21 protein-coding genes are annotated in these 26,008 nt (G+C 68.0%); 6 read left to right on the top strand and 15 right to left on the bottom strand.

Annotated features, from left to right (window positions below):
• Positions 1-129: 129 nt before the first annotated feature.
• The 3 genes from H0X91_RS09045 to H0X91_RS09035 all read left to right on the top strand — a co-directional run bounded on the left by H0X91_RS09045 (position 130) and on the right by H0X91_RS09035 (position 3,579).
• Positions 130-1,551, top strand: a complete 1,422-nt coding sequence (locus tag H0X91_RS09045; RefSeq protein ID WP_006498742.1) for an aminotransferase-like domain-containing protein — start codon at positions 130-132, stop codon at positions 1,549-1,551.
• 203 nt (positions 1,552-1,754) lie between these two features.
• On the top strand, positions 1,755-2,528 hold the full coding sequence (locus tag H0X91_RS09040; RefSeq protein WP_060263887.1) for a hypothetical protein: 774 nt from the start codon (positions 1,755-1,757) through the stop codon (positions 2,526-2,528).
• A 163-nt stretch (positions 2,529-2,691) separates the two neighbouring features.
• Positions 2,692-3,579: a DMT family transporter gene (locus tag H0X91_RS09035; RefSeq protein WP_112751384.1), complete on the top strand. Its 888-nt coding sequence runs from the start codon at positions 2,692-2,694 to the stop codon at positions 3,577-3,579.
• On the opposite strand, the gene H0X91_RS09030 is transcribed toward H0X91_RS09035, so the two are convergent.
• The 9 genes from H0X91_RS09030 to H0X91_RS08990 form a co-directional block, all read right to left on the bottom strand.
• Positions 3,568-4,482, bottom strand: coding sequence for a LysR substrate-binding domain-containing protein (locus H0X91_RS09030; RefSeq protein ID WP_006488990.1), 915 nt, complete (start codon positions 4,480-4,482; stop codon positions 3,568-3,570). The two genes, H0X91_RS09035 and H0X91_RS09030, sit on opposite strands and share 12 nt — an antisense overlap.
• Positions 4,483-4,635: 153 nt before the next feature.
• Positions 4,636-5,832 (bottom strand): formaldehyde dehydrogenase, glutathione-independent, encoded by a 1,197-nt coding sequence (gene fdhA / locus H0X91_RS09025; protein ID WP_006488979.1) that lies wholly within the window; start codon positions 5,830-5,832, stop codon positions 4,636-4,638.
• Positions 5,833-6,058: 226 nt separating this feature from the next.
• The gene (locus H0X91_RS09020) at positions 6,059-7,249 is read right to left on the bottom strand and encodes an HlyD family secretion protein (protein ID WP_006498736.1); all 1,191 of its coding nucleotides are present in this window, start codon (positions 7,247-7,249) and stop codon (positions 6,059-6,061) included.
• On the bottom strand, positions 7,249-9,111 hold the full coding sequence (locus tag H0X91_RS09015) for an efflux transporter outer membrane subunit (RefSeq protein ID WP_196432962.1): 1,863 nt from the start codon (positions 9,109-9,111) through the stop codon (positions 7,249-7,251). Before H0X91_RS09015 ends, H0X91_RS09020 begins: the two co-directional genes overlap by 1 nt.
• A gap of 2 nt (positions 9,112-9,113) precedes the next feature.
• Positions 9,114-10,052, bottom strand: a complete 939-nt coding sequence (locus tag H0X91_RS09010) for a glycosyltransferase family 2 protein (RefSeq protein WP_006482184.1) — start codon at positions 10,050-10,052, stop codon at positions 9,114-9,116.
• Between the two features lie 10 nt (positions 10,053-10,062).
• Positions 10,063-11,664 carry a DHA2 family efflux MFS transporter permease subunit gene (locus H0X91_RS09005; RefSeq protein ID WP_006498734.1) on the bottom strand — a complete coding sequence of 534 codons (1,602 nt, stop codon included), beginning with the start codon at positions 11,662-11,664 and terminating at the stop codon, positions 10,063-10,065.
• On the bottom strand, positions 11,661-12,944 hold the full coding sequence (locus tag H0X91_RS09000) for a glycosyltransferase (RefSeq protein ID WP_196432961.1): 1,284 nt from the start codon (positions 12,942-12,944) through the stop codon (positions 11,661-11,663). The genes H0X91_RS09005 and H0X91_RS09000 overlap by 4 nt, the downstream gene beginning before the upstream one ends.
• Before the next feature lie 17 nt (positions 12,945-12,961).
• Positions 12,962-13,531, bottom strand: coding sequence for a methyltransferase family protein (locus tag H0X91_RS08995; protein WP_006482692.1), 570 nt, complete (start codon positions 13,529-13,531; stop codon positions 12,962-12,964).
• Positions 13,532-13,598: 67 nt separating this feature from the next.
• Positions 13,599-14,501 (bottom strand): alpha/beta fold hydrolase, encoded by a 903-nt coding sequence (locus H0X91_RS08990; RefSeq protein ID WP_006498732.1) that lies wholly within the window; start codon positions 14,499-14,501, stop codon positions 13,599-13,601.
• A gap of 722 nt (positions 14,502-15,223) precedes the next feature.
• Between H0X91_RS08990 and betI the strand changes: the two genes are divergently transcribed.
• Genes betI through betA form a run of 3 tightly spaced genes read left to right on the top strand, consistent with a single transcriptional unit; the run spans position 15,224 to position 19,027 of the window.
• A complete protein-coding gene (gene betI, locus H0X91_RS08985; protein WP_006482690.1) occupies positions 15,224-15,808 on the top strand; it encodes a transcriptional regulator BetI in 585 nt (194 codons plus the stop codon).
• Positions 15,809-15,840: 32 nt separating this feature from the next.
• Positions 15,841-17,310 carry a betaine-aldehyde dehydrogenase gene (gene betB, locus H0X91_RS08980; protein WP_078041628.1) on the top strand — a complete coding sequence of 490 codons (1,470 nt, stop codon included), beginning with the start codon at positions 15,841-15,843 and terminating at the stop codon, positions 17,308-17,310.
• Positions 17,311-17,326: 16 nt separating this feature from the next.
• Positions 17,327-19,027: a choline dehydrogenase gene (gene betA, locus H0X91_RS08975; protein WP_006482695.1), complete on the top strand. Its 1,701-nt coding sequence runs from the start codon at positions 17,327-17,329 to the stop codon at positions 19,025-19,027.
• A gap of 73 nt (positions 19,028-19,100) precedes the next feature.
• On the opposite strand, the gene H0X91_RS08970 is transcribed toward betA, so the two are convergent.
• From H0X91_RS08970 to H0X91_RS08945, 6 genes are all read right to left on the bottom strand, one after another.
• The gene (locus tag H0X91_RS08970; RefSeq protein WP_077056635.1) at positions 19,101-20,204 is read right to left on the bottom strand and encodes a hypothetical protein; all 1,104 of its coding nucleotides are present in this window, start codon (positions 20,202-20,204) and stop codon (positions 19,101-19,103) included.
• Between the two features lie 413 nt (positions 20,205-20,617).
• Entirely contained in the window at positions 20,618-21,121 is a 504-nt protein-coding gene (locus tag H0X91_RS08965; protein WP_080322399.1) for an activator protein, read from the bottom strand.
• 121 nt (positions 21,122-21,242) lie between these two features.
• Positions 21,243-22,067, bottom strand: a complete 825-nt coding sequence (locus tag H0X91_RS08960; RefSeq protein WP_006482693.1) for an OmpW/AlkL family protein — start codon at positions 22,065-22,067, stop codon at positions 21,243-21,245.
• A gap of 73 nt (positions 22,068-22,140) precedes the next feature.
• Positions 22,141-23,394, bottom strand: a complete 1,254-nt coding sequence (locus H0X91_RS08955; protein ID WP_196432960.1) for a DUF2957 domain-containing protein — start codon at positions 23,392-23,394, stop codon at positions 22,141-22,143.
• A 71-nt stretch (positions 23,395-23,465) separates the two neighbouring features.
• Positions 23,466-25,064: a DUF2957 domain-containing protein gene (locus H0X91_RS08950; RefSeq protein WP_080331915.1), complete on the bottom strand. Its 1,599-nt coding sequence runs from the start codon at positions 25,062-25,064 to the stop codon at positions 23,466-23,468.
• Positions 25,065-25,693: 629 nt separating this feature from the next.
• Positions 25,694-25,990 (bottom strand): cupin domain-containing protein, encoded by a 297-nt coding sequence (locus H0X91_RS08945; protein WP_006482698.1) that lies wholly within the window; start codon positions 25,988-25,990, stop codon positions 25,694-25,696.
• Positions 25,991-26,008: the final 18 nt, after the last annotated feature.

Here is a 26,008-nt window from a genome sequence, read left to right as displayed (position 1 = left end):
TCTGGTCAGACGAAAGAAAAGGATCAGAGGACGCCTGAAACATACGGATCAGCGATTTGGGGCGCGCTTGCACGTGACGGCTGCCGTACTACTCTTTGTCATCGAGGCCCGATCGGCCGGGGGACAAGCATGAAGCGCTATGCGGTGCTGGCACAGACGATCGCGGACGCCATCCGGCGCGGCGACCTCGCGGCCGGCGCACGTATCCCGACCGTGCGAGCGGCATGCCGCGCGTATCGCGTGAGTCCGTCCACCGTGTTTCGCGCGTACTACGCGCTCGAAAGCGAGGGCCTGATCGTCGCGCGGGCGCGCTCCGGCTATTTCGTGGCGAACCTGGCCGACAAGCACGTGCGGTTCGGCCACGATCCGCCGCGCAAGCCAGGTGCGGCACAAACCGGCGACGACGACGCGTTGTTCCGCCTGCTCGACTCGCTCAAATGCGACGACGTCGTGCCGCTCGGCTCGGCATTCGCGAGCTATTCGCTGTTCCCGATGAGCAGCCTGTGGCGTCACGTCGCGTCGGCCGCCCGCAACATGGACCGCGGCAAGCTATTGGCGGGCTTGCCGCCCGGCTACGACGCGCTGCGCCGCCAGATCGCGTTGCGTTACCTGAATGCGGGCGCGTCGCTGCCGCTGGAGGAGATCGTCATCACGACGGGAGCGATCGAGGCACTGACGCTCAGCCTGCAGGCGCTGACGCGCCCGGGCGACATCGTCGCGATCGAACGGCCGGCATTCCACGCGGTGCTGCAGGTCGTCCAGTGCCTGCACCTGAAGGCCGTCGAGATTCCGGTCGACCCGCGCACGGGCCTCGATCTCGACGCGCTCGCCGAAGCGCTCGACACGCATCCGGTGCGCGCGTGCTGGTTCATGACGTCGTTCCACAACCCGACCGGCGCGACGCTGACCGACGAGCGCAAGCGCGCGCTGATCGAGCTGCTCGCGTCGCGCGGCGTGCCGCTGATCGAGGACGACGTGTATGGCGAACTGCAGTTCGGCACGGCCCCCACGCGCCCCGCGAAACTGTATGACGACAGCGGGCTCGTCCTGCATTGCGGGTCGTTCTCGAAATGTCTCGCGCCCGGGTTCCGGATCGGCTGGGTCGCGGCCGGCCGCTTCGTGCGGCAGATCCGTCAGGCCAAAGGCGCGAGCGGGCCGGCCGCCGACGTACCCGCGCAGATGGCGATTTCGAGTTACCTGCGCGACGGCGCATACGACCGGTTCCTGCGCAAGCTGCGACGCAATCTCGCCGCGCACCAGGCTCAGATGCTGTCGGCCGTGCGCGCGTATTTTCCGGCTGACACCGAAGTGTTCGCGCCGCGCGGCGGATATTTTCTGTGGATCGAACTGCCGCCGCACATGGATGCGATGCACCTGTTCGACGACGCGATGGAGAGCGGTGTCAGCATCGCGCCCGGGCCGATCTTCTCCGCGACCGGCGGCTTTCGCCGCTATCTGCGGCTCAACTACGGGCGGCCGTGGACACCGGCCGTCGAGCGCGCGCTGGAGACGCTCGGCACGCTCGCGTCCCGGCAACGGCACGGCGGCTAGCACGAGACGGGCGGCACGAAATGTGCGGCACGCGACGCGCGACATGCGCCTTGCGTTTCACGCGCGAACGACCAAGAATGAAGCGGCAGGCAGCCGCGGACGAACGGGTTCCACGCGTCCGATGTTATGGAGAATGACATGAACACCGCATGCGAACGACCGCCGATGTGTAACCCGACGATGGCGCGCGCCGGTCGCTGACGATGCGCGTCCTGCCCAACCGGCGTGTCCGCGCGCGCGATGCCTGGCGGGCCGTGCTGAACACGCGCGCCGAATCGCGGCACGCCGCTTGCTGCCGCTGCCGCGAATGCGGTTTCGTGGCGTTCCGCGCGCTCGAGCATTGCCCCGTCTGCGGTCAGTGGAACTGGCCGTTCGAGTCGATTGGCCACACACCGGCCGACGCGCGTGCCGCGCATGCGCCGCGGTCGTTCCATACATGGTCGTCGCGCGTCGCCCGAGCGCTGCGCAACGCGGCTTTCCAGCGGCCGCGCGCATCGAGCGCGCCAATCCTGAGCATACTGACGCTCGTGCTGCTGGTCGGCGGCTACGTGATGGTCGACCAGACCTGCAAGGCCGATCCCGTCTGTCGGGGCTCCGGTGTGCCGGGCGCCGTCGCGACCGGAGCCGTACTTCAAGCGTCGAACGAGCCATTGATACCGGTCGTGCCGGCACCCGTCTACCCGTTTCATTCGACCGATGAAACGGCGGTGGCAGCCCGTCCGCCACTGGCCAATCCGCCACAGGACGCCCCGCTCGCCGGCAAACCCGCGCGCCGGATGGCGGTTGCACAGGCCGCGCCGTCGTTGCGCGCGCCTGACCGGACGCGCACCGGCGCGGTCCGCGTCGCCGACTGGAAAGGCAACCGCGACACCGCCCATCGCACGCGTGCGATCCGCCGCGTCAGCCTGCACACCGGGCGGACACGTCGCGCCGCGGCCAGCAACGCCGAACTCGCGAAGCTCTATCGCGGCCACTGAGCGCGCGATCCGGGCCCGCGTGCCCGTCGATTCAATTTTCTAAACCGCCCCTCACGAAACCTCGTTTGTGCCGCGACGGACGCATGACGTTCAATGGGTCATTCGCCCGCGCCGGCGCGTATCGCACGCCGGCGCAGTCCGATCCACCGAACGGAGTCTGTCGATGAATGCACTGCAGCTCGTGACCCTGGCTGCCATCTGGGGCGCGTCCTTCCTGTTCATGCGCATGGGCGCGCCGGAATTCGGCGCCGTCCCGCTGATCGCATTGCGCGTCGCGATCGCGGCCGTGCTGTTGTCCCCGGTGCTGCGCGATGCGCAAGCGCGGCACGAATTCCGCGCGCACGTCGTGCCGCTGTTCGTCGTCGGCATCGCGAACTCGGCGCTGCCATTCTGCCTGCTGACCTATGCGGCCCTGTTCGTGACGGCCGGCACCGATTCGATCCTGAATGCAACGACCCCGCTGTGGACCGCGATCGTCGCGTACGTGTGGCTGCGCGCGCCGCTGACGAAACCGCAGGCGATCGGCCTCGCGCTCGGCTTCGCCGGGGTCGTCGTGCTCGCCGGTTCGGCGCTCGGCACCGGCACGCCCGGCGCGCCGAGCGCGATCGCCGCCGCGATGCTCGCGACGCTGTCGTACGGGTTCGCGGCGCATTACTCGAAGCGCAAGCTCGCGAACGTGCGGCCGTTCGTGTCCGCGTTCGGCAGCCAGTTGTTCGCGGCCGTCGCACTCGTGCCGCTCGCGCTGCCGATGTGGCCGCACGGTCCCGTGCATGCGTCCGCATGGATCGCGGTGGTGTTGCTCGGCGCGATCTGCACGGCGGTGGCCTACCTGCTGTATTTCGGGCTGCTTCGCAGTGCGGGCGCGCAATACGCGGCGTCGGTCACGTTCCTGATTCCGGTCTTCGGCGTGGTGTGGGGCGCGATCTTCCTGCACGAGACGATCACCGTGCAGACGGTCGCCGGGTGCGCGATCATCCTGCTCGGCACGGCGCTCGCGACCGGCAAGCTCAAGGGCTTCGCCTCGGCTGCCGTGCGCGGGTCAAGCCAGTAGATCGGAGGCGTCGCGCTCGTCGCGGCCGATCTCCCGCGCCAGCCAGTCGCGGAACGCGGCGATCTTCCACTCGTGCTGGCGCACTTCGCTGCATACGACGTAATAAGAAAACTCGGTCGGCCAGGGCCGCGCCAGCACGCGAACCAGCCGCCCGGCCGCGACTTCGTCGCGCGCATAGATGTCGCGCACCAGCGCGATGCCCTGCCCGGCGACCGCGGCCCTGATCAGCAACGCATCCTCGCTGAAGCTCGCGCCGCGCGGCGCGCGTGCGTCCTCGATGCCCTGCGTGCGCAGCCACAGCACCCAGTCGGCGCGGTCGGCGTCCTGCAGCAGCGGGTACGACAGGCAATCGGCGGGGGCGTCGATCGGGCGCGCGGGATCCAGCAGTTGCGGGCTGCACACGGGCCACAGCTCCGGCGTCCAGATGCGGAACGATGCATGCCCGGGATAGCGGCCCAGCCCGTGCCGGATCGCGACGTCGACGTAGTCGCGGCGCAAGTCGACCAGTTGCGCGCGCGTCTCGACGGTGATTTCGATTTCGGGGTACGCGGCATGGAACGACCCGAGCCGCTGCACGAGCCACGTGTTCGCGAACGACGCGGTGGTCGTCACCGCGAGCCGGACGATGCGCCGGTTCGCGCCGTGCACGCTCGCCCACGCGGCCTCGATCTCGTTGAAGCCGCCGGCGAGCTGGTCGAACAGCGCGCGGCCGGTGCCGGTCAGCTCGAGTTCGCGGCCGGTGCGCTCGAACAGGCGCACGGCGAGGCGATCCTCGAGATTGCGGACATGCTGGCTGACGGCGCCCGGCGAAATGCAGAGCAGGTCGGCCGCCTGTTTCATGCTGCCGCAACGCGCCACTTCGACGAACGTGTGCAACGCGGCGAGGGGAAGTGACTTGGCCATCCGTGGAGCGCCGCCGCGCGGCGGTGGAGGGTTCGGGAACGGGCGATGATTATCGCAGCAATTGCGCGGCCCCGCCTTTGCTCCGGCAACGAAAACGGGCGGCCCGTTTCCGGAACCGCCCGCTTCGTGTGGCGCGTGTCGAACGCTAGTGCATTACGCCGCCAGCAACCCGTGCGGGTCGATGACGAATTTGCGCGGCGCGCCGCCGTCGAACTTCTTGTACCCTTCCGGCGCCTGATCGAGCGAGATCACTTCGACGTTGACGATCTTCGCGATCGGCAGCCGGTCGAACAGGATCGCCTGCATCAGGTTGCGGTTGTACTTGAGCACCGGCGTCTGGCCCGTGAAGAACGAATGCGACTTCGCCCAGCCGAGGCCGAAGCGGATGCTCAGGCTGCCGTGCTGCGCGGCCTTGTCCTTCGCGCCCGGATCGTCCGTCACGTACAGGCCCGGGATGCCGATCGCGCCGGCCGGGCGCGTGATTTCCATCAGCGAGTTCAGCACCGTCGCGGGCGCTTCCTCCGCATGGCCCGACGAGCCGTGGCCGTGCGCCTCGAAGCCGACGCAATCGACCGCGCAGTCGATCTCGGGCACGCCGAGGATCTGCTCGATCTGCTCGCCGAGCGACGCGTCCTTGGACAGATCGACCGTCTCGAACCCCATCGCCCGCGCATGCGCGAGACGTTCCGCGTTCATGTCGCCGACGATCGTCACGGCCGCGCCGAGCAGGCGAGCCGATGCGGCCGCCGCCATCCCGACCGGGCCCGCGCCCGCGATATAGACCGTCGAACCGGGTTTCACGCCGGCGCTCACCGCACCGTGATAACCGGTCGGCAGAATGTCGGACAGGCAGGTCAGGTCACGGATCTTCGCCATCGCCTGGTCGCGATCCGGGAATTTCAGCAGGTTGAAATCGGCATACGGCACGAGCACGTACTCGGCCTGGCCGCCGATCCAGCCGCCCATGTCGACGTAGCCGTACGCGCCGCCGGCACGCGACGGGTTCACGTTCAGGCACACGCCCGTATGCGTGTCCTTGCACATCGCGCAGCGGCCGCACGCGACGTTGAACGGCACCGACACGAGATCGCCGAGCTTCAGCGTCTCGACGTCACGGCCCACTTCGACCACTTCGCCGGTGATCTCGTGACCGAGCACGAGGCCGACCGGCGCGGTCGTCCGGCCGCGCACCATGTGCTGGTCGGAGCCGCAGATGTTCGTGCTGACCACTTTCAGGATCACGCCGTGGCCGATCGCGCGGCCGCTCGGGTCGACCATCTTCGGATAATCGATTTTCTGGACTTCGACCTGGCCCGGTCCAAGATAGACGACACCTCGATTGCTGCTCATCGTATTGTCTCCATGTCTCGTTGGATGGCGCCGCGGCGCGCCGGCCCTTGCGGCGCACGCGCAACGTGCTGTTCGAGAGTAGTCCGGGAGGCAGGGGCGCCGATGTCTCAAACGCGACATGCGTTTGATCGGCGCCGACATCGATGGCGGAAATACGAAAGTCGGGCGGGAATCTACCGGGGGCCGGACCGGCCCTTGCGGCCGGCCCAACCTCGACGGGCCGGCGCTACCCGCCCTGATTCTCGCGGATGATCGCGGCGGCGGCCGCTTCCGCGTCGCTCGCGACGCCGTCGTGCACGCGCGTGCTGACGGCGGGCGTCGGCGGCTCGCTGTCGAGCGCGTGGCCGTTGCGGTCGTGCGTGTCGACCGTCGCGCGCATCGACAGCCCGACGCGCAGCGGATGCGCGGCGAGATCGCGCGGATCGAGCGCGATCACGACCGGCACGCGCTGCACGACCTTGATCCAGTTGCCGGCCGCGTTCTGCGACGGCAGCATCGAGAACGCGCTGCCCGTGCCCGCTGAGAAGCCCTGCACGCGGCCGCGATAGGCGATGCGCGAGCCGTAGAGATCCGACACGACCTCGACCGGCTGCCCGACGCGCATGTGGCGAATCTGCCCTTCCTTGAAATTCGCCTCGATCCACAGCCGGTCGAGCTGCACGATCGACATCAGCGGCACGCCGGGCCCGACCTGCTGGCCGACCTGCACCGAGCGCTGCCCGACCGTGCCGTCGACGGGCGCGACGATCGTCGTGCGCTTCAGGTTCCGGTACGCGAGCTTGAACTGCGCGGCCGCCTGCACGACGGCCGGGCTTTCGTCGACGGGCAGCTTGCCGCCGAGCGCGCGCGCCGCGTCGAGCTGCGCCTGCGCGGCCGCAAGGTTCGCCTGCGCACCGGCCACGGCCGCGCGGGCCCGTGCCAGTTCTTCGGGCGCGACGATCTCGACCGATGCACCCGAACGCGCGGCGAGCGCGCGCTGCGCCAGCGACAGGTCGGCGCGCCGCGCATTCACGGCCTCGACGTACATCGTGTTCGAGATCTTCGCGTTCGCGACCTGGCGCACGGCCTGCGCGAGCTGCGCCTTCGCCTGCGCGAATGCGACGGACGCCTCGGTGTCGTCGAGCCGCACGAGCGTCTGCCCGGCGCGCACGGCCTGCGTATCGGCGACCACCACGTCGGTCACGGCGCCCGGGATCTGCGCGGCGACCTGCACGATGCTGCCCGCGACGTACGCGTCGTCGGTGTCTTCGTAATAGCGGTCGCTCAACAGCCAGTACGCGGTCCATGCGATCGCGGCCAGCAGCACGATCGCGAAGAACACGGTGAAGCGCTTGCGACGCGTCGCGCGGCGCCCATCGAGGGCCGGGTCGTCCAGCGCGGCAGGCGGCGCGGCGGAATGAAGGTTGTCGTGGTGCATCAGTCGCTTTGCGTAACGATCAGACGATCGTGCTGGAAGACGGGAATCGCGGGCATCGGCGACGCGCTCCGCGCCGGACTCGCCGCGGCCGTGCGCGCGAGCACGGGCGTGCCGCGAGGCGCTGCGTCGGGACGGGTCGCGCCGATCGTCGACGGGCGCGCCGTGTCGTCGCGTCGCGCGGATTCAGGGGCGGGCGCGGCCCGCGTCGTGGCGAAGGCCGCCGACATCGCCGTGCTCGCCGTACTGGCCGCCGGCGAGTCGTTCGAAGGCCCCGCCACCGTCGCCCGGTTCGCGGCCACGGCAGTCGCGGCCCCGCGCCGGGCCGCCCCGCCGCGCGCCTGATGCACGGCCGGCGTCTGCGCCTGCGCGACCGTTGCGCCCGCATCGAACCCGCCGCCCAGCGCGCCGATCAACCCCACGCGGAGCATGCGTTGCTTGCCGAGCAACGCGATCATCTGCGTGCGCTCGTCGATCAGCGTGAGATCCGCGACATCGACGTCCTTCTGCATCAGCACGCCGCGCCGATGCCGATCCGCCGCGATCTGCACGATCTTCTGCGCGGCCGCGACCGCCTCCTGCTGCTGCGCGACGAGCGTCTGCGACGTCTGCAGCGACGTGACGAGTTGCGCGACCTGCCCGAGCGCGTCGTCGACGGTCTTGTTGTACAACCCGATCGCGACGTCGGCTTGCGCGACGTCCGCGCCGAGCTTCGCCTTCAGCCGGCCGCGGTCGAAGATCGGCAGCGAAATCGCCGGGCCGACGGAGCCCGCGAGCGAATCGCGCGAGAACAGCGACGCGGGCGTCAGTGCGAACACGCCGCCGAGCGCGACGAGGTTCACGTCCGGATAGAACTGCGCGCGCGTCGAGTCGGCATTCGCGAACGCGGCCTCGACCCGCAGCCGCGCGGCGACGATGTCGGGCCGGCGGCCGAGCAGATCGGCCGGCAGCCGCGCCGGCACCGCGCCGCCCGCGAACGCGCCGACGCGCGGCCGCTGCAGCGCGAGCCCGCGCTCCGGGCCACGGCCGGACAGCACGCCGAGTTGCAGTTGCGCGAGCTTGATCTGCTCGTCGTTCAGCGCGATCTGTTCGAGCAGGCGGCTGCGCTTGATCGACGCATCGCTCGCGTCGTACGCGTTGTCGAGGCCGCGCGCGGTGCGCTCGCGCAGCACGGCCGTCACGCGCTGGCTGATCTTCAGCTTCTGCTGCAACAGGTCGCGCACCGCGTACGCCTGGTCGAGCTGGCAATACACGGTGACGATCGCGACGGCGAGCGTGAGCCGCACCTGCTCGGCCTCGACGCCGGCCGCGTCGCGCAACGACATCAGGCTCTTCGTCGCCGCGCGGTTCTTGCCCCACAGATCGAGCTGGTAGTTCAGCCCGACGAAGATCGAAGACGGCGACACGTTCGGATCGCCGAAAATCTGCACCGGCACGCGATAGCCGCCGGCCGTCACGTCGGCGATGTCGCCGGGCTTCGGCATCCGTGCCCGGCTGATCGTCGCGCCGGCCGTGCCGGTCAGCCCGGTCAGCGAATCGAATTGCTGAAGCTGTGCCTGCGCGATCCTCAGCCGCGCCTGCGCGACCTGCAGGTCGGGGTTGTGCTGCGACGCCTCGGCGACCAGATCGTCGAGTTGCGGGTCCTGCAACTGCTTCACCCAGTCGGGCGCCGGCCACGCGCCGTTCGCGCCCGGGCCGGCGGTATGCGCGAGCGCATCGTCGGCCGGCGCACGCAGCGACAGCGACGGCAGGAAGCCCGACGGCACGCAGCCGCCCAGTGCGAGCAATGCCGCGGCGGCCGCCGCGATCAACGAACCGCCCTTCACGCCCCGCGGCACACCCGCCGCTTGCTTCGTCGGCTGCATCGTCACCCCTGTCGAACGCGCTGCGCCCGCGCGGCCAGACGCGGCCGCGTGCGCTCGAGCGGGCCGAGCCGGCCGAACAGGCCGTCCGCGACGCCAAACAGGATGCCGGCCAGCTTCGCCCGCTTGTCGCGCTCGACGAGCGCGATCTGCACGACCTGCCACACGGTCAGCAGGTTCGGCACGAGCGCCACCGGAAAGCGCAGCCCGTACTGCATCCCGAGCTGCACCGCATTGCGCGCGCTGTAGTAGCGCCGTTGCCACGAGTGATTCATCGACGTCATTTCAAAAGGGCCGATCGCGTGCCGCTGCTTCGCGCCGATCCGGTGCGGCAGCACCAGCGACGGCACGACGTAGAGCGGCACGTTGCGCGCCAGCGCGCGGAAGCTGTATTCGGTATCGACGTGATCGATGAACAGCGTCTCGTCGAACCGGCCGAGCACGTCGAACGCGTCGCGCGACACGACGCAGCCGGACGAGATCAGGAATGCGCAGCGCTGCATCGGCGTGCCCGGCTCGATGCGCAGGCGGCGCAAGCCGATGCCGTTGGTCGCGAGTTCGGGCAGGAAGCTGCGCGCGTTCTCGTCGAAGATGCGCGGGCCGGCCAGGAACGCGCGCCCCGCGAGCCCCGCGCAGACGTCGCGCATCGTCGGAAAATACGCGGCCGGCACCGACGAATCCTGGTCGAACAGCGCGACTGCGTCGACGCGGTCGCGAAACAGCGCCGCGAGCCCCGCGTTGTACGCCCCCGCGATGCCGCCGCGATTGCCGTGATGCAGCAGCGCGATGCCTTCGCGTGCGCACAGTTCACGAGCCCGCGCATCGGGCTGCGGCGTGTTGTCGACGACGAGCAGCGCGTCGCACGCGTGCCGCCATCCGCGCAGCGCGTCGAGCTGCGCGTCGCTCGGGTGATACAGGATCACGAGTGCGCCGAGTGTCGTCATGGTCCGCTCCTCAATGCCCGAACGACGCGGCCGCGCCGCGCTTGGGGCGCGTCAGCCACATCATCGCCGCGAGCGCGAGACACGTCATGCTCGCCATCCAGAACATGTCGTTGGTCGCCATCATGTAGGCCTGCTGCATCACGACGTGGTGCAGCGTCGTCAGCTCTCGCACGCCGTCCACGCCCATCGCGTTCAGCGCGTGCACGAAGCGTTGCGTGTTCGCCGATGCATGCGTGACCGATTGCGACACGACGTCGTAGTGATAGGTCGCGCGGTTGTCCCACAGCGTCACGCTCATCGCGGTGCCGAACGCGGCCGACAGCGTGCGCAGGAAATTCGACAGACTCGACGCGGCGGCGAGCCGGTCGTCCGGAATGCGCGACAGCGTCGCGGCGGTCAGCGGGATGAAGAAGCACGGCAGCCCGATTCCCTGGATCAACCCGGGTGCCGCGATCTGCGCGAACGTCATCTTCAGCGTGAAATGCGCGTCCCATGCGAGCACAGCGGCGAACACGAGAAAGCCGAACGTCGCGAGCACCCGCGCGTCGAAGCGGTGCGCATGCAGCCCGACGAGGATCGAGAACACGAGCGCGAGCACGCCGAGCGACGCGGTCGCGAGCCCCGCATGAAACGCGTTGTAGCCCATCACGGCCTGCATCCACAGCGGAAACACCACGCCGACCACGGAGAAGCTCATCATCCCGAGCGATATGATCAGCACGCAGAACGAGAACGTGCGGTCGCGAAACAGGCTCAGGTCGACCACGGGATGCGCTTCGCCCGCTTCCCAGATCAGCAGCGACACGATCGCGAGCGCCGCGACCACCGCGAGCGTGACGATCAGCGGCGAATCGAACCAGCCGCGGTCGTGGCCGAGATCGAGCATCGCCTGCAGCGAGCCGACGCCGATCACGAGCAGCACGATGCCCGGCACGTCGATCGGGCCGGCCGCGCCGCGCTGCGCGTCGGGGCGCAGCATCGCGGTGCAGACCGCGAACGAGAACAGCCCGATCGGCAAATTGATCAGGAAGATCCACGGCCACGAGAAGTTGTCGACGATCCAGCCGCCGACCACCGGCCCGAAGATCGGCGCGAGCAGCACCGTCATCGCCCACAGCGCGAGCGCGATCGTGCGTTTGGTCGGCGCAAAGGTGCGCAGCAGGATCGTCTGCGACAGCGGCACCATCGGCCCCGAACACAATCCCTGCAGCGCGCGGCAGATCACGAGCACGTGCAGGTCGCGCGCGAGCCCGCACAACAGCGACGTCAGCGTGAACAGCAGCACCGCGCCGACGAACAGCCGCAGCTCGCCGACGCGGCGGGCCAGCCAGCCGGTGAGCGGCACCGCGATCGCGGCCGCGACCGAATACGAACTGATCACCCACGTGCCCTGGCTGTTCGATACGCCGAGACTGCCCGAGATCGCCGGCACCGCGACGTTCGTCACGGTCGAGTCGAGCACCTCGATGAAGGTCGCGAGCGACAGCGCGAACGTCAGCAGCGCGAGCCGGATGCCGCGCACCGGCTGCGCCGCGGGCGCGGGCGCGGGCGCCGGCGCGTCGAACGCGGACGGCGCGACGGGCCCGTCGTGAAGCGGCGACGCGGCGCTCATGCGCCGGCCACCGCGACATCGGCCCGCGCGGCCAGGCGCCCGCGCCTGGGCACGAACCGTTCGATGAAACCGGCGGCCGCGTCGCAGCCGTCCGGCGCGGCCGCGAGCAGCGCGCGCGTACGTTCCGCATGCACCGCGAACGCGGGTTCGTCGAGTACGCGCGCGAGCGCCGCGCCGAGCCGCGCGCCGTCGAGCGGGCCGTCGACCCGCACGCCGCAGCCGTTTGCGACGACGCGCTGCGCGTTGTCGAACTGATCGTGCGCGAACGGCGTGACGACCTGCACGATGCCGGCTTCGCACGCGAGCGCCGCCGTGCCGATCCCGCCGTGATGCACGAGCGCGCGGCAACGCGGCAGCAACGTGCGCATCGGCACGAAGCGGCGCACGAGCAGCCGGTCGCCGCCGGGCGCCGCATCGTGCGGCGTCAGCAGGATGCCGCGCGCGCCGGTCGCGCGCAGCGCGTCCGCCACCGCACGCGCATACGCCGCATGATCGACGAGCGTCGACCCGGCCGTGAACACGACCGGGGCTTCGCCGGCCGCGAGAAACGCATCGAGTGCCACATCATCGTCGGGTGTCGCGATATCGTTGAACAACGGAAAACCGCTTTGCAGATGATTCGACGGCCAGTCGGGCTGCGGCGGCGCGAACCAGCCGGGGAACAGGCACAGCACGCCGTCGGTCGAATGCAGCCAGCGGCCGAGCACGCGCCGCGCGGGTGGCAGCCCGAGCTCGCGGCGTACCGCGTCGAGCGCGGGGCCGCACACGCGGTCGAGCACCTGCCGCTCGATCAGCGTCATCAGCGCCGATTTCACCGGCAGCGGCCAGCGCGCGGGAATCGTCAGGCGCGGGTGAGTGGGCGGCGCATGCGCGGACAGCAGTGTCGACGGCGACACCTGCACCGACACGTACGGCGTGCCGTGCAGTTCCTGCATGAAGCGCGCGGAGAACGCCCACAGCGTGCCGACCAGCACCGTGTCGGCATCGGCCAGCGCGCGCAGCGCATCGTAATGCGGGCGCAACGTCGGCGCGATCACCTGCCACAGCGTGCGGAACGACGTGCGCGGATCCCACAGCGCGGGGTTCGCCATCGCCGCGTCGTATTCCGCCGCGGTGCCGACCGGCACGAACGCGAACCCGCAGCGGCGCACGGCCGCCTCGAACGGCGCATGCGTGCAGAACACGACGTCGTGACCGCGCGCGGCGAGCGTGCGCGCGACGCCGAGCAGCGGATGCACGTCGCCCGCCGAGCCGATCGCGGTCACGATCATCTTCGCCATCGCGCGCCTCGCGGGTGTCAGTAGAAGCCGGGGATCAGCGCCGCGACCTCGCGGCGGTACTGCGTATACGCCGGCCCGAAATATCCGGTCAGCCAGCTCTCCTCGACGCGCACCTTGTACGCGAGCGACGCGAACACGAGCAGCACGCCGATCGCACCGCGCCATTCGCCGCCGATCAGCGCGGCGCCGACCAGCGCGATCAGGCAGCCGGTGTAGATCGGATGACGCACGAGCGCATACGGCCCCGTGCGCACGAGTTCGTGGTTTTCCTTCAGCGTGACCGACACGCTCCAGTTCGTGCCGAGATGCAGCCGCGCCCACACCGAAAACAGCAGGCCGGCCACCAGCACCGCGAGCCCGCACTGCGCCTGCAGCCCGAAGCGCTGCCAGTCGGGCACGAGCGCCTGCCACGACGGATCGGGCAGGATGATCAGCGCGCCGCCGACGATCAGCGGAATCGACTGCAGCGTGCGCGAGCGCGACGCCTCCTTGCGCACGGTCGTCTTGACGCCCTGCGACGTGGCGATCCAGTACGCGAGCCACGCGGCCCACGGAACGACGATGGCGATGGTCTGAACGATATTCACGGCTGGCCTGCCTCGTTGGGATGGGAATTCGGATACGCGGGACGAACGCGATGCGCGGCGGATGGCGTCACGACGACAGCGCGTGCATCGGTGCGGGTATGCACGCCGGCGCGGTCGCACGTGCGATGCCGGCCGCGACGGACGCTTCGCCACAGAAGAAATCGAGCAACGCGGCACGGGTGTATTCGCGCTGCGCACGGCCTTCGATGTCGAGGAAGTGGCCGGCGTCCGGCACCGTCGCGAACCGCGCGCGCGCCACGTGCGCGCCGAGTTGCCGCACGTCGGCCGGCGTCGTGTATTCGTCGCGCTCGCCGTTCAGGAACAGCAGCTCGCAGCCGATGTTCGCGAATTCGCTGAAATAGCGCTCGGGCTGCAGCGACAGGATCTGGTCGACGTGGAACGCGACCTGGTCCTGCTCGTCGCGCGGCAGGCGCGTCAGATACCGGTAGTTGTACAGCTTCATGATGCGCGGCAGATAACGGCCGACGGTGTCGTTCAGCAACTGCGCGGCCTTCAGGTTCTCGCCGGCCGCGATGTGGTCGCGGGCGCGCGTCACGTAGTCGACCATCGCGTCGTTCAGGAACGGCGAGAACGAACAGATCGCCGCGCGCCGCACGCTCGGGCAGCCGCGCGCGAGCGCGAACAGCGACGCGACGCCGCCCCACGACACCGACACGAGGAACGACGGCGCGAAGTGCTCGACCAGGTACTGGAGGATCGCGGCTTCGTCGTCCTTGGTCAGGATGAAGCAGCCGGGATTGTGCTGGCGCGACTGCCCCGCATACGGCAGGTCGAAGCAGATCGTGTTCATCCGCTCGCCGAGATACTGGACGGTCTGGCCGAACGACGCGGTCGTCGCGAGCGCGCCGTTGACGAGCATCGCCGTGTCGAACGCCGGGTCGAACACGTTCCGTTCGACGTAGACCTTCAGACCATTCGGCAGCGGGACCACGTGTTTTTCGGTCGGCATCGTCGTTCTCCGGTGGATGCGGCGTCTCGACGTCGCGGCATGCTGCAGGTGCGCAATGGCTGGCGCCGGCCAGGCGCGCGATCCGTCCGCGCGGCCATTGCCGACGCACCGCGGCAATGACCGGCGGCGCCATTCATTCCTCGTAGTGCGGCGCCATACTAATACGGTCGATATTACTGACTCAAGTCATTCCAAAAATCCCTCTACTCGGCCCGGAAATACGCCGGATTCAAATTTTTTCATCAATTTCTATGGTATGCGGAATCCCAAAAAGAACGAACGCAATCGTTTGCGAGCAGTCCACTGCCGGCATTCACAAATCCGTAAATACGCATTGTTTTCAATCAATTACATCATTTCAATCGACCGATTGAAACGGTTTTTAGAAAACCGCGCATCTTCACAATCCGATTTGACAATTTCACATCGTGAATAATGTTGCAGATTTCAACACTCTTTCGATTTGTAATAGAAACAGGTGGGGAAACGGTCCATCGCATTGCGTCATTTTTTCATGAACCGTTTTAAACAGATTCAAACTTAATTAACGTTCTTTCAAGGCGTTTTTCCGCACCTGCACATGACGCTCGCGACGAACGACCGTGCCCCGTTTAGAACACCGCACCTCGTTCGGCCCCGATTTTTTGTTGATTGAACGATCAATAAAAAACCGATAAGCTCTCGACTTCCATGGACGGCCCGCCCGGGCGAAGGGAGTCGCGATGCCGAAAGTCGGAATGCGGGAGATACGCCGCGCACAGTTGATCGACGCCACGCTGCGCTCGATCGACGAAGCGGGCCTGCCCGGCACGACGCTCGCATCGGTCGCGCAACGCGCGAACATCTCGACGGGCATCGTCAGCCATTACTTCGGCGACAAGGACGGCCTGCTCGAAGCGACGATGCGACACGTGCTGCGCGACCTGTGGTCGGCCACCACGCGTCGCCGCGTCGCCGCACGCAAGGACCCGCGTTCGCGGTTGCGCGCGGTCGTCGCCGCGAACTTCGACGACACGCAGGTCAGCGCGCCGGTGATGAAGACGTGGCTCGCATTCTGGTCGCAGAGCATGCACGACCCGATGCTCAAGCGCCTGCAGCACGTGAACACGCGGCGCCTGCATTCGAATCTGTGCGCCGAGTTCGCGAAAGCATTGCCGCGGACGAAAGCGCGCGAAGCCGCCAGCGGCCTCGCCGCGCTGATCGACGGCCTGTGGCTGCGCGGCGCACTCGCCGGCGGCCCGATCGACACCCGAGCCGCGTTGAAGCTCGCCCACGATTACATCGACCTGCTGCTCGCGTCCGACTGACGCGTCACGCAGTCGCCCTCAAGGAGATCCTCATGTCCGTATACGGTTTGCAGCGCCTCTACATCGGCGGCGGTTACGTCGACGCCACCAGCGGCAAGACTTTCGACACCTTCGATCCCGCCACCGGCGAACTGCTCGCGCAGGTGCAGCAGGCGAGCGCGGCCGACGTCGACCGCGCGGTCGCGTCCGCCCAGGAAGGCCAGCGCGAATGGGCCGCGATGACCGCGATGCAGCGCTCGCGCATCCTGCGCCGCGCGGTCGACCTGCTGCGCGAACGCAACGACGAACTCGCGGCCATCGAAACGCGCGACACCGGCAAGCCGATCGGCGAGACGCTCGCGGTCGACATCGTCACCGGCGCGGACGTGATCGAGTACTACGCGGGCCTCGCGACCGCGATCGAAGGGCTGCAGGTGCCGCTGCGCGCCGAGTCGTTCGTCTATACGCGCCGCGAGCCGCTCGGCGTGTGCGCGGGCATCGGCGCGTGGAACTACCCGATCCAGATCGCCTGCTGGAAGACGGCGCCCGCGCTCGCGGCCGGCAACGCGATGGTGTTCAAGCCGAGCGAAGTCACGCCGCTGACCGCGCTGAAGCTCGCGGAAATCTATACGGAAGCCGGCGTGCCGGCCGGCGTGTTCAACGTCGTGCAGGGCGACGGCTCGGTCGGCGCGCTGCTCACCGGCCATCCGGACATCGCGAAGGTGTCGTTCACCGGCGGCGTCGAAACCGGCAAGAAGGTGATGTCGCTGGCCGGCGCCTCGTCGCTGAAGGAAGTGACGATGGAGCTTGGCGGCAAGTCGCCGCTAATCGTGTTCGACGATGCGGACCTCGATCGCGCGGCGGACATCGCGGTGACCGCCAACTTCTTCAGCTCGGGCCAGGTCTGCACGAACGGCACGCGCGTGTTCGTGCACCGCTCGATCAAGGACGCCTTCACGCAGAAGGTGCTCGAACGCGTGAAGCGCATCCGCGTCGGCAAGCCGACCGATGCCGACACCAACTTCGGCCCGCTCGTGTCGGCCGCGCAGCTCGACAAGGTGCTCGGCTTCATCGAGAGCGGCAAGGCCGAAGGCGCGAAGCTGCTCGCGGGCGGCACGCGCCTGACCGACGGCCACTTCGGCAGCGGCCAGTACGTCGCGCCGACCGTGTTCGGCGACTGCCGCGACGACATGAAGATCGTGCGCGAGGAGATTTTCGGGCCGGTGATGAGCATCCTCGATTTCGAATCGGAGGACGAAGTGATCGCCCGCGCGAACGACACGCACTACGGGCTCGCGGCCGGTGTCGTGACCGAGAACCTGTCGCGCGCGCACCGCACGATCCATCGCCTCGAAGCCGGCATCTGCTGGATCAACACGTGGGGCGAGTCGCCGGCAGAAATGCCGGTTGGCGGATACAAGCAATCCGGTGTCGGGCGCGAGAACGGCATCACGACGCTCGAGCACTACACTCGCATCAAGTCGGTGCAGGTCGAGCTCGGCCGCTACAACCCGGTGTTTTAAGACAAGGAGATCCGTCATGACGACACGCGAATACGACTACATCATCTGCGGCGCGGGTTCCGCGGGCAACGTGCTCGCAACGCGCCTGACGGAAGATCCGGACGTCACGGTGCTGCTGCTCGAAGCGGGCGGCCCCGACTACCGCTTCGACTTCCGCACGCAAATGCCGGCCGCCCTCGCCTATCCGCTGCAGGGCCGCCGCTACAACTGGGCGTACGAGACCGATCCCGAGCCGCACATGGACAACCGCCGGATGGAATGCGGCCGCGGCAAGGGGCTCGGCGGCTCGTCGCTGATCAACGGGATGTGCTACATCCGCGGCAATGCGCTCGACTACGACAACTGGTCGACGCACAAGGGCCTCGAGAACTGGACGTATCTCGACTGCCTGCCGTACTTCAAGAAAGCCGAGACGCGCGACGTCGGCCCGAACGACTATCACGGCGGCAGCGGCCCCGTGTCGGTCACGACCAGCAAGCCGGGCGTGAATCCGCTGTTCGAAGCGATGGTCGACGCAGGCGTGCAGGCCGGCTATCCGCGCACCGACGACCTGAACGGTTACCAGCAGGAAGGCTTCGGACCGATGGACCGCACCGTCACGCCGAAGGGCCGCCGCGCGAGCACCGCGCGCGGCTACCTCGACCAGGCGAAGGCGCGGCCGAACCTCGAGATCGTCACGCACGCGCTCGCCGACCGCATCCTGTTCGACGGCAAGCGCGCGTCGGGCGTCACCTACCTGCGCGGCAGCGAGCGCGCGACCGCGCATGCGCGTCGCGAAGTGCTCGTGTGCAGCGGCGCGATCGCATCGCCGCAACTGCTGCAGCGCTCGGGCGTCGGCCCCGGCGCATGGCTGAAGGCACTCGACATTCCCGTCGTGCTCGACCTGCCCGGCGTCGGCCAGAACCTGCAGGACCACCTGGAGATGTACATCCAGTACGAATGCAAGGAGCCCGTCTCGCTGTACCCGGCGCTCAAGTGGTGGAACCAGCCGAAGATCGGCCTCGAATGGATGCTGAACGGCACGGGCCTCGGCGCGAGCAACCACTTCGAGGCGGGCGGCTTCATCCGCACGCGCGACGACGATCCGTGGCCCAACATCCAGTATCACTTCCTGCCGGTGGCGATCAACTACAACGGCTCGAACGCGATCGAGATGCACGGTTTCCAGGCGCACGTCGGCTCGATGCGTTCGCCGAGCCGCGGCCGCGTGAAGCTGCGCTCGCGCGATCCGAACGACCATCCGAGCATCCTGTTCAACTACATGGCCGAAGCGCTCGACTGGCGCGAGTTCCGCGATGCGATCCGCGCGACGCGCGAGATCATGCGACAGCCTGCGCTCGACCGCTATCGCGGCCGCGAGCTGAATCCGGGCGCCGACTGCAAGACCGACAAGGAACTCGACGCATTCGTGCGCGCCCGCGCCGAAACCGCATTCCATCCGTCGTGCTCGTGCAAGATGGGTTACGACGACATGGCGGTGGTCGATGAAGAAGGCCGCGTGCACGGGCTCGACGGGCTGCGCGTCGTCGACGCGTCGATCATGCCGATCATCACGACCGGCAACCTGAACGCGCCGACGATCATGATCGCCGAGAAGATCGCCGACAAGATCCGCGGCCGCACGCCGCTCGCGCGGGTCGACGTGCCGTACTTCGTCGCGAACGGCGCACCGGCGAGGAATGTCGCGAAGGCCGTGCGGCAACCCGAGACGGTCTGATGCAGGCAGGCGCCTGCCCGGGCGCCGCGATACCACCCGCGCGGCTCGCGGCGTTCTCGCCGCGAGCCGCATTTCATTGCGCCTTCTCGTTTGCGCTGCGTGGCCGGGCTGCCGAAACACCGCGCATCCGCTTGGCGCGGACGATCGGGTTCCTGCGCGACGTCAGGCTCATCGCGTCACGCAGGCGGTCGAATGCGACATCTTCCTTCACCCCGAAGCGGCTGACCGCCGGCCATGCGAGCACGTGGTCGAGCCACGTTTGCCATGTGTCGCCCCAAAACCGGTGGCCGATTTCCCGAACCGTGTCCGGCGCGGCGATCACGATGCCCGCCAGCAGGTAGCAGGCCCAGAAGCTGCCGGCGCCAACGAGTCGATCGAGCCGGCACACGGCAAGTGCAGCAAGCAGCCCGTCCTTCGACGCGAGATCGGTGCGATGCGTTCTGATCGCTTGCGCGACGAAGTTGTGCCGACCGCCGTACGCCTGAACGGAAACGCCGTTGCCCGCGGCGAGTTCGGCCGCGAACATCGCGAGTGCGGCCATCTCGTCGACGCGCGCCGCGTCGTCGCGCGGGCCGCATACGCGCAACACGGTCGCATCGATGACCGCGCCGGGACGAGTCGGTGTTGCCGCGATAGCGGCCAGCCTGTCTCTCAGGTTCTTTGCAGGCGGCGTCTCGCACCGCCCGTCATGTCGAGCCGCGATGCGCGCGCCCGAGTCGCGGCCTGCGCATTCGACGCCATCGGCAATTCGTTCAAGCGCGGCCCAGCCGACGTCGGGATCGTCGAACGTGCATGCACCGATCACGCCGTGCGCGGTGTCGAATACGGCACGCGAGCCGGGGCAGCAACGCTCGGCCTCGGCGAGTTGCTGGACCGAAGGCACATGCGAGCACGCGCCGGGCGGATCGGTCGGGTCGCATGCGCAACCGCCGCCGTCCGTCGCGATCCACGGGACGAGCCGATGAAGAACCGCAGTCGCTTCGCGGGAGAGGTTCGCGCCTGCGCCCGCACGGATCGCGTGCGAAGCGGCGACGGTCGCGTCGCCCACGCCGGTTGGCGCCATCGCGCAAACCGGCGTGTCGAGATGGTCGATCAGGTACTGCAACCACGCGGCCGTGCGCAGCCGGTCGGGCGTCGCGCCGCGGGCATCGCCATACTTTGCTGGATCGGTCAGCATGGGTCGTCCGGGATGGTTCTGGTCAATTGGCCTGGTTTTGTTTCAATCGGATCGGGTGGCGCAATACACGCCACGCCGGCCCTGCAAGTCCGCCCGTATCGGATCGCGACACGGGCGGGCAACCGGCCGTCGCGCTGGTAAGCATGACGGCTCGCATGAATCGGAGATGCGGAAACTCGCGTATGCGCCGCGCGGTTCACATGCGCGGCGGGCGCCCCGCTTCGCGGCGCCTACTGCACGCGGCGCTTCGGCAATACATGGATGGCGGCATACACGACCACGCTGTCGGACGAATCCGGCCGCCGCGCCGATACGCGCGACGGCGCGAACCCATCGAAGCCGCGAAAACCCGCCGCGCATACCGCATGCACGGCCCTCGCGCGCGGCGGGTTCCCGCTTCGCTCGCGCGACGCTTACTGCACGTGGAACTTCGGCGACGTCAGGACCGTACCGGTCACCGTGCAGTCCGGCGTCAGCACGGAGTTGTTGAACGCCAGCGACGAGTTCGCGTCGCTCCACGCGGTCACGACCTTGCTCGGCCCGCAGGTGCCGAGCAGCGTGACGTTGACCTTCACGTTGTTGATCGACAGCTGCGTCGTGCTGTCGGCTTGCCCCGTCCACGGCGACGTGCTGCTCGCGCTGCCGCTGATCAGGCCGCACGTCGCGCCGCCCGCGAACGTCGTCGACGTGATGTTGACGATGCCGGTCGACGTGATCGTGCCGTTGAAGGTCGCGGTACAGCTGGCGTTGATCGATCCCTTGCTGAGATTCGTGAGCCCCGTCGCCGAGAACGGCTCGCCGTTCGGATTCATCGGCTGGCCGTCGGCACGCGAAACGGTGACGGCGAAAGCAGGCGCGGCCGAAACCACGGTGAAAGCCACTGCAGCAACAAGCGATACGATTTTGCGAATGCTCATTTGAACTGCCCCCTCTCTTCACAAATGGCGGCACGCCGCCAGGAACGCGACCGTCCGGCCGGAACGATCCGGCCAGCCGGTCGCAGGAAGCCGCCGGCACGCGTCATGCGCGCCGGTCGGCTCAGAACTTGTAGGAAATCCCGACGAACGTGATCAGCGGATCGGCCTTCAACTTCGTGCGCGTGGTCGCGAGCGTCGACCCGTCGGCCGCCTTGATCACGAGCGACGAGTAGGTCTTCAGCGGCATGTACGTCAGCGTCGCCGTGAGCCCCCAGTGCTTGTCGATCGCGTAGCTCGCGCCGATGTTGTAGACCGGCGTGAACGACGACGACGCCTTGCCCTCCACCGACGTTGCCCCCGGCTTGCCGGCGCCGGCGGCGAGCACGCTGCCGAGGTTCTCGTTGATGTCCCTCGCGAAGTTGCCATTCAGTTCGATGTTGCTGAACCAGCTGTAGGCCACGCCGATCCCGACGAACGGACGAAACTTCGCCGTCGACGAATTGAAGTAGTACTGCAGAATGATCGTCGGGCTCCACTGCCGCGCGTTCTTCACGGCCGGCTGGTTCGCCGGATTGTCCATGTTGACCGAACCGAGCGCGCCGGCCGGGCCAGGCGGCTTGATCACCCCGTGTCCGGTCAGCGTGAATTCCGGCGGCACGCCGAGCACCGACGTCACCGCGATGTGATCGGTGAAGAAGTGCGTGAGCGTGAGGCCGACCGTATCGGCGTTGTTGACCGTCAGGCTCGTGCCCGGCGACGTGAACGAACCGGGCAGGCGCAACGGTCCGTTGATCGGCATGTTCGCGAGATTCGTCGTCAGCCCGTTGGTCGAATCCTGCGGCATGATGTGCAGCCAGCCCAGCGTCGCGACGTTGTCGCCCGCCTGCTGGGCCGATGCGAGCGTCGATACGCCTGCGACGACACCCGCGACAATCAGCTTCTTCATGAAGTCTCCCCCTCATTCTGTCCGGGCGCCGCGCCTTCGCGCGCGGCGCCGCCGTGTCTCCATCCACACGCGGTCACTGCACGAACGCGCCGACCGTGAAGTACGGGTTGCTCGTATCGGCCATGTCGAGGAATCCGAACACGCCGCCGGTGAACACGAACTTGCCGGTCGCCGGCCCCGACGCCGCATCCGCATGCACGGTCGTCACGACGCCCGGCGCCTTCTGCGTGTAGTCGAGGTTCAGCGCGCGCGTGAGCGCGGCCTGCGATGCGTTGAACGGATCGAGCAGCGTGGCCTGTGCGCCAACGAGCGCGGTCGCGCGGTAGTTGAACGCGCTGTCGACGCCCGTGTACTCGCCGTCCTGCGAGCCCTGCGCGATCGCCGTCCGCGGGCTCAGGAACGAGATCCCCGATTCGTCGTCCGCGCTCGGCGGGCCTTGCGTAAGGTCCGCGTTCGCGGCGCCGGTGCGGATGAAGATCGGCACGAGCTGCTTGCGCAGCTTGCCGACGATCAGGATCCCCTTGCCGGCCTTCGCCGGATCGAGCGCGGCGAGCGTCGGTGGAATCTGCGGCTGGTAGTTCAGCGACTGGAATGCCGGCGCATCGGGGCGCAGCGTGAACGGCTGATTCACCGTCGCGCTCGACGCAAGCGGCTGCCCGCCGTTCTTCTTGCCGAAGTTGTCGGTTTCCGTGTAGCTGCCGTCCGCGTTGATCGTCACCTGCTGGTCGAGCGCCACCGGCTGGAAGTTCTGCGACGGCACCTGGTGATAGCCGAGCTGGTTGTACGTGCCGGCGATCTTCGTCAGGTCGGTTTCCAGCGACGAGAAGCTGATGAACGGGTAGTACGGGAACGTCGTCTTCGTGATCTTGCCGACGCCGATCACGCCGTCGAACTGGATCGTCGCGCCGGGGATCGCGCCGCCCAGCACGCCTTCGCCGAGGAACAGCCGCGCGGGCCGGCTCGGGTCGAGGCTCGCGTTCTGCATCCGGAACGTGCACTGGTTCAGCTTCACCGTCGGCAGCCCCGTCTCGTCGGCCAGCGTGCCGTCGACCACGTTCGCGGGCGCGGTGTCGCGCGTCGGCTGCACGGTACCGGTGGTGGCGGGCACCGGCGACGCGAGGTAGGTCATCCGGTACGTCATCTTCGTCGTGTCGAGCTGCACCTTCACGAGCTCGCCCGACCCGGAGCCGCCGATGAACACCGTGTTGTAGTCGATCGTCTGCGGGCACAGCCGGACCACCGGCGCGGGCGGCGGGTCGCCGTCACCGCCGCAGGCGGCCAGCACGGGCGCGAGCGACGCCGCGACCATCCAATGTTTCACATTCATAGGAATCCTCTTGAAATTCGATTCACCGGCGGCGACGCATGCGCCGCCGGTGTGACGTGTTCAATGCGGGGTTACTGGACGAACGCGCCGATCGTGAAGAACGGGTTGACCTTGTTGTTGTTGACGACCATCGCGTAGACGTTGCCGGCCGTCACGAGCCAGCCCGTGTCGCCCTTGCCGAAGATCGCCGCGTTGCCGTTCGCGCCCTTCGCGTTGAAGTCCTGCGCGGCCGTCACCTTGATCTTGCCGGGCGTGGCCTGCGTATAGTCCAGCGCGAACTGCGAGGTGACCGACGACGTCTGCGGATCGATGAACGCCGCGGTACTGCCCTGGAACAGCGTGGACGTATAGTTCGCGGCCAGCGTCGACACCGCGGTGCCGTCGTTGCAACTGCCGGCTACCGAATAGAAGGCGTTGTTGGCGAAGATGCCGGGCAGGTCCGGGTGCGGCACGTTGGGGTTGAAGCTCGGCCCCGCCGACGCCAACTTGTTCCCCTGGCCGCTGGATGTCACGATGCCGCATGCAGAGGCGCTGGTCGCGCCGATGTACCCGCCCTTCAGGGAGTTCGCGGCAATCGCTTTCGTCGACGACAGCATCGAGATGCCGACTTCGGCGTCGGCGACCGATGCGAGCAGATTGACCGTATCGACGTGCGTGTAGCCGACACGAATCACGATCGGCACCAGTACGCCGTTCAGCCTGCCGACGATCATGATGCCTTTCGCCTGGCTTGGTGCAATGATCAGCGTCGAGCCCTGTCCCGCGATCGGATACCCTGCCCCGCCGGCCGGATTGCTCACGAACACATTGTCCGCCGATCCGTCCGCGTTCTTGCGCTGCGCCCACGGCGTCCCGGTCGTCTGACACGAGTAGTCGCTGCCCTGCGTGATCGAACACGAACCGTCCGCGTTCAACGTCTGATTCCAGTTGACGACGTCGGATTCCCAGCCGACCGCCCCGGTCGGGCTCTGACCGTCACCGCCGATGGGCGACAGATGGATGCCTACCTCGTTGTAGTTGCCCGCCACTTTCCTGAAGTCCGTTTCCGTGTCGGTGAAGCCGATGAACGGATAGAAATCGAAGGTGCGCGACGGTACGACGCCGAGCGTGATGCCCGGAAGCAGCGGGATACCGGCGAACGCAATCGTCGCCCCCGGAATCCCGCCGCCCACCACGCCATTGCCGACGAACAGCATCGGCGGGTCGGCGCGGTTGATCGTCACCGAATACGCGCCGTCGCTCGTCGCGCCGCTGTCGAGCACGAACGCGCAACGGTTCTGCTCGGCCGTCGGGAGATTAGTCGGATGATGGAATGCACCGCTGATCGTCAGGCCCGCGCGCGTGTTGTTGACTTGCCCCGCCGACGTCGGCACCGACGATTCGATGAACTGCAGCTGGTAGGTGAGCTTCGTCGTGTCGAACTTCACCTTCACGTATTCGCCGCTGCCGGCGCCGCCCGTGTACGTCGTCGTGTAATCGAGCGCGTCGGGACACAGCTTCGTCACGACGGGCGGCGTCGTGTCGGCGCCGCTCGGCCCGCAGGCGCTACCCGAGCACTGCGGCACGGTGATCGGCCCCGGATCGTCGCCGCCGCCGCAACCGGCGACGAACGGCAGCGCCAGTACCGCGCACGACAGGACCGCCTTCCGCCATTCAGGAATGCAAATCATCAACCCCTCCTTTTCAGGTACGACAAGTCTCGTCCGGCCGGGCTGCATGGCCCGCCGGTTGGTATCGCGCCGCCGCACGAAGGCGCGGCGCATGACGATGCACGCAAGGCCGCCGCGATGCCGGTCAGGCAGATGCGGCACATGCCGCGGCGGCAGACGAGCGCGCTCCCGCAGCGCCGTCATGCGGCACGGCGCCGTCGGAACGATCGAAACGGAAAGTAGCTTGTCGCTACGGTTCGCCGCTACACGGCGTGGTGACGAGGCAGGCACGCGACCTGCGTCGCGCCTGCATTCAGCGAAAAATCGGGAAACGGCAGTCCGGCTGGCCCCGCGGATAGGCGTCTCATGGTGTGGTCTCCATACGTACGCTTGATTCGTTATCGTGATGCGTCGTTTGTCGAGACTATGATCGGACCATTCCCACAAGTAAATGGATGCAGAGTTCCAAACGGATGAAACCGCGCGATCCTAGCGTTCATACGGTATTTGACAGATTTTCAAACAGCCTTCATTTTATTTGCTCAGACAAATACACGGACCATGGAACACGCGTTTGAACGACGGACGACAATCCGCGCCGAGCCAGGCCAGCCGGCCCTCGGCGGCCCGCACGCATGTTGCGGCGCACCTCATACGTCGATGATCGCAAGCGTGCCGTGGCTGCCGGGCAGCACCGCGTGGCGCGTGCCGGCGCGCGCGAGATACATCTGCCCGGCGCCGACCACGACCGTTTCCGCCTCGACCTCGAGCCTCAGCGTGCCGTCGAGCACCAGCAGCCCCTCGTTGTAGTCGTGCACTTCTGCTTCGTAAGGCTGCGCATCCATGCGCAGCACCTTGATCCGGGCCGGCCCGACTTCGCCGACGATCGTGGATTTCCATGCGGCGGCCTGCGCGTCCGCCACGGACTTGAAATCGATCAAAGACATGCGCCCCGCTCCGTATCA

Origin of the sequence: Burkholderia sp. 9777_1386, from assembly GCF_015712265.1 — a bacterium.
In the GTDB taxonomy this organism is placed as follows: Bacteria; Pseudomonadota; Gammaproteobacteria; order Burkholderiales; family Burkholderiaceae; genus Burkholderia; species Burkholderia cenocepacia.
The sequence above is the reverse complement of the archived record's forward strand: the minus strand, read 5'-3'. Positions and strand labels throughout refer to the sequence as shown.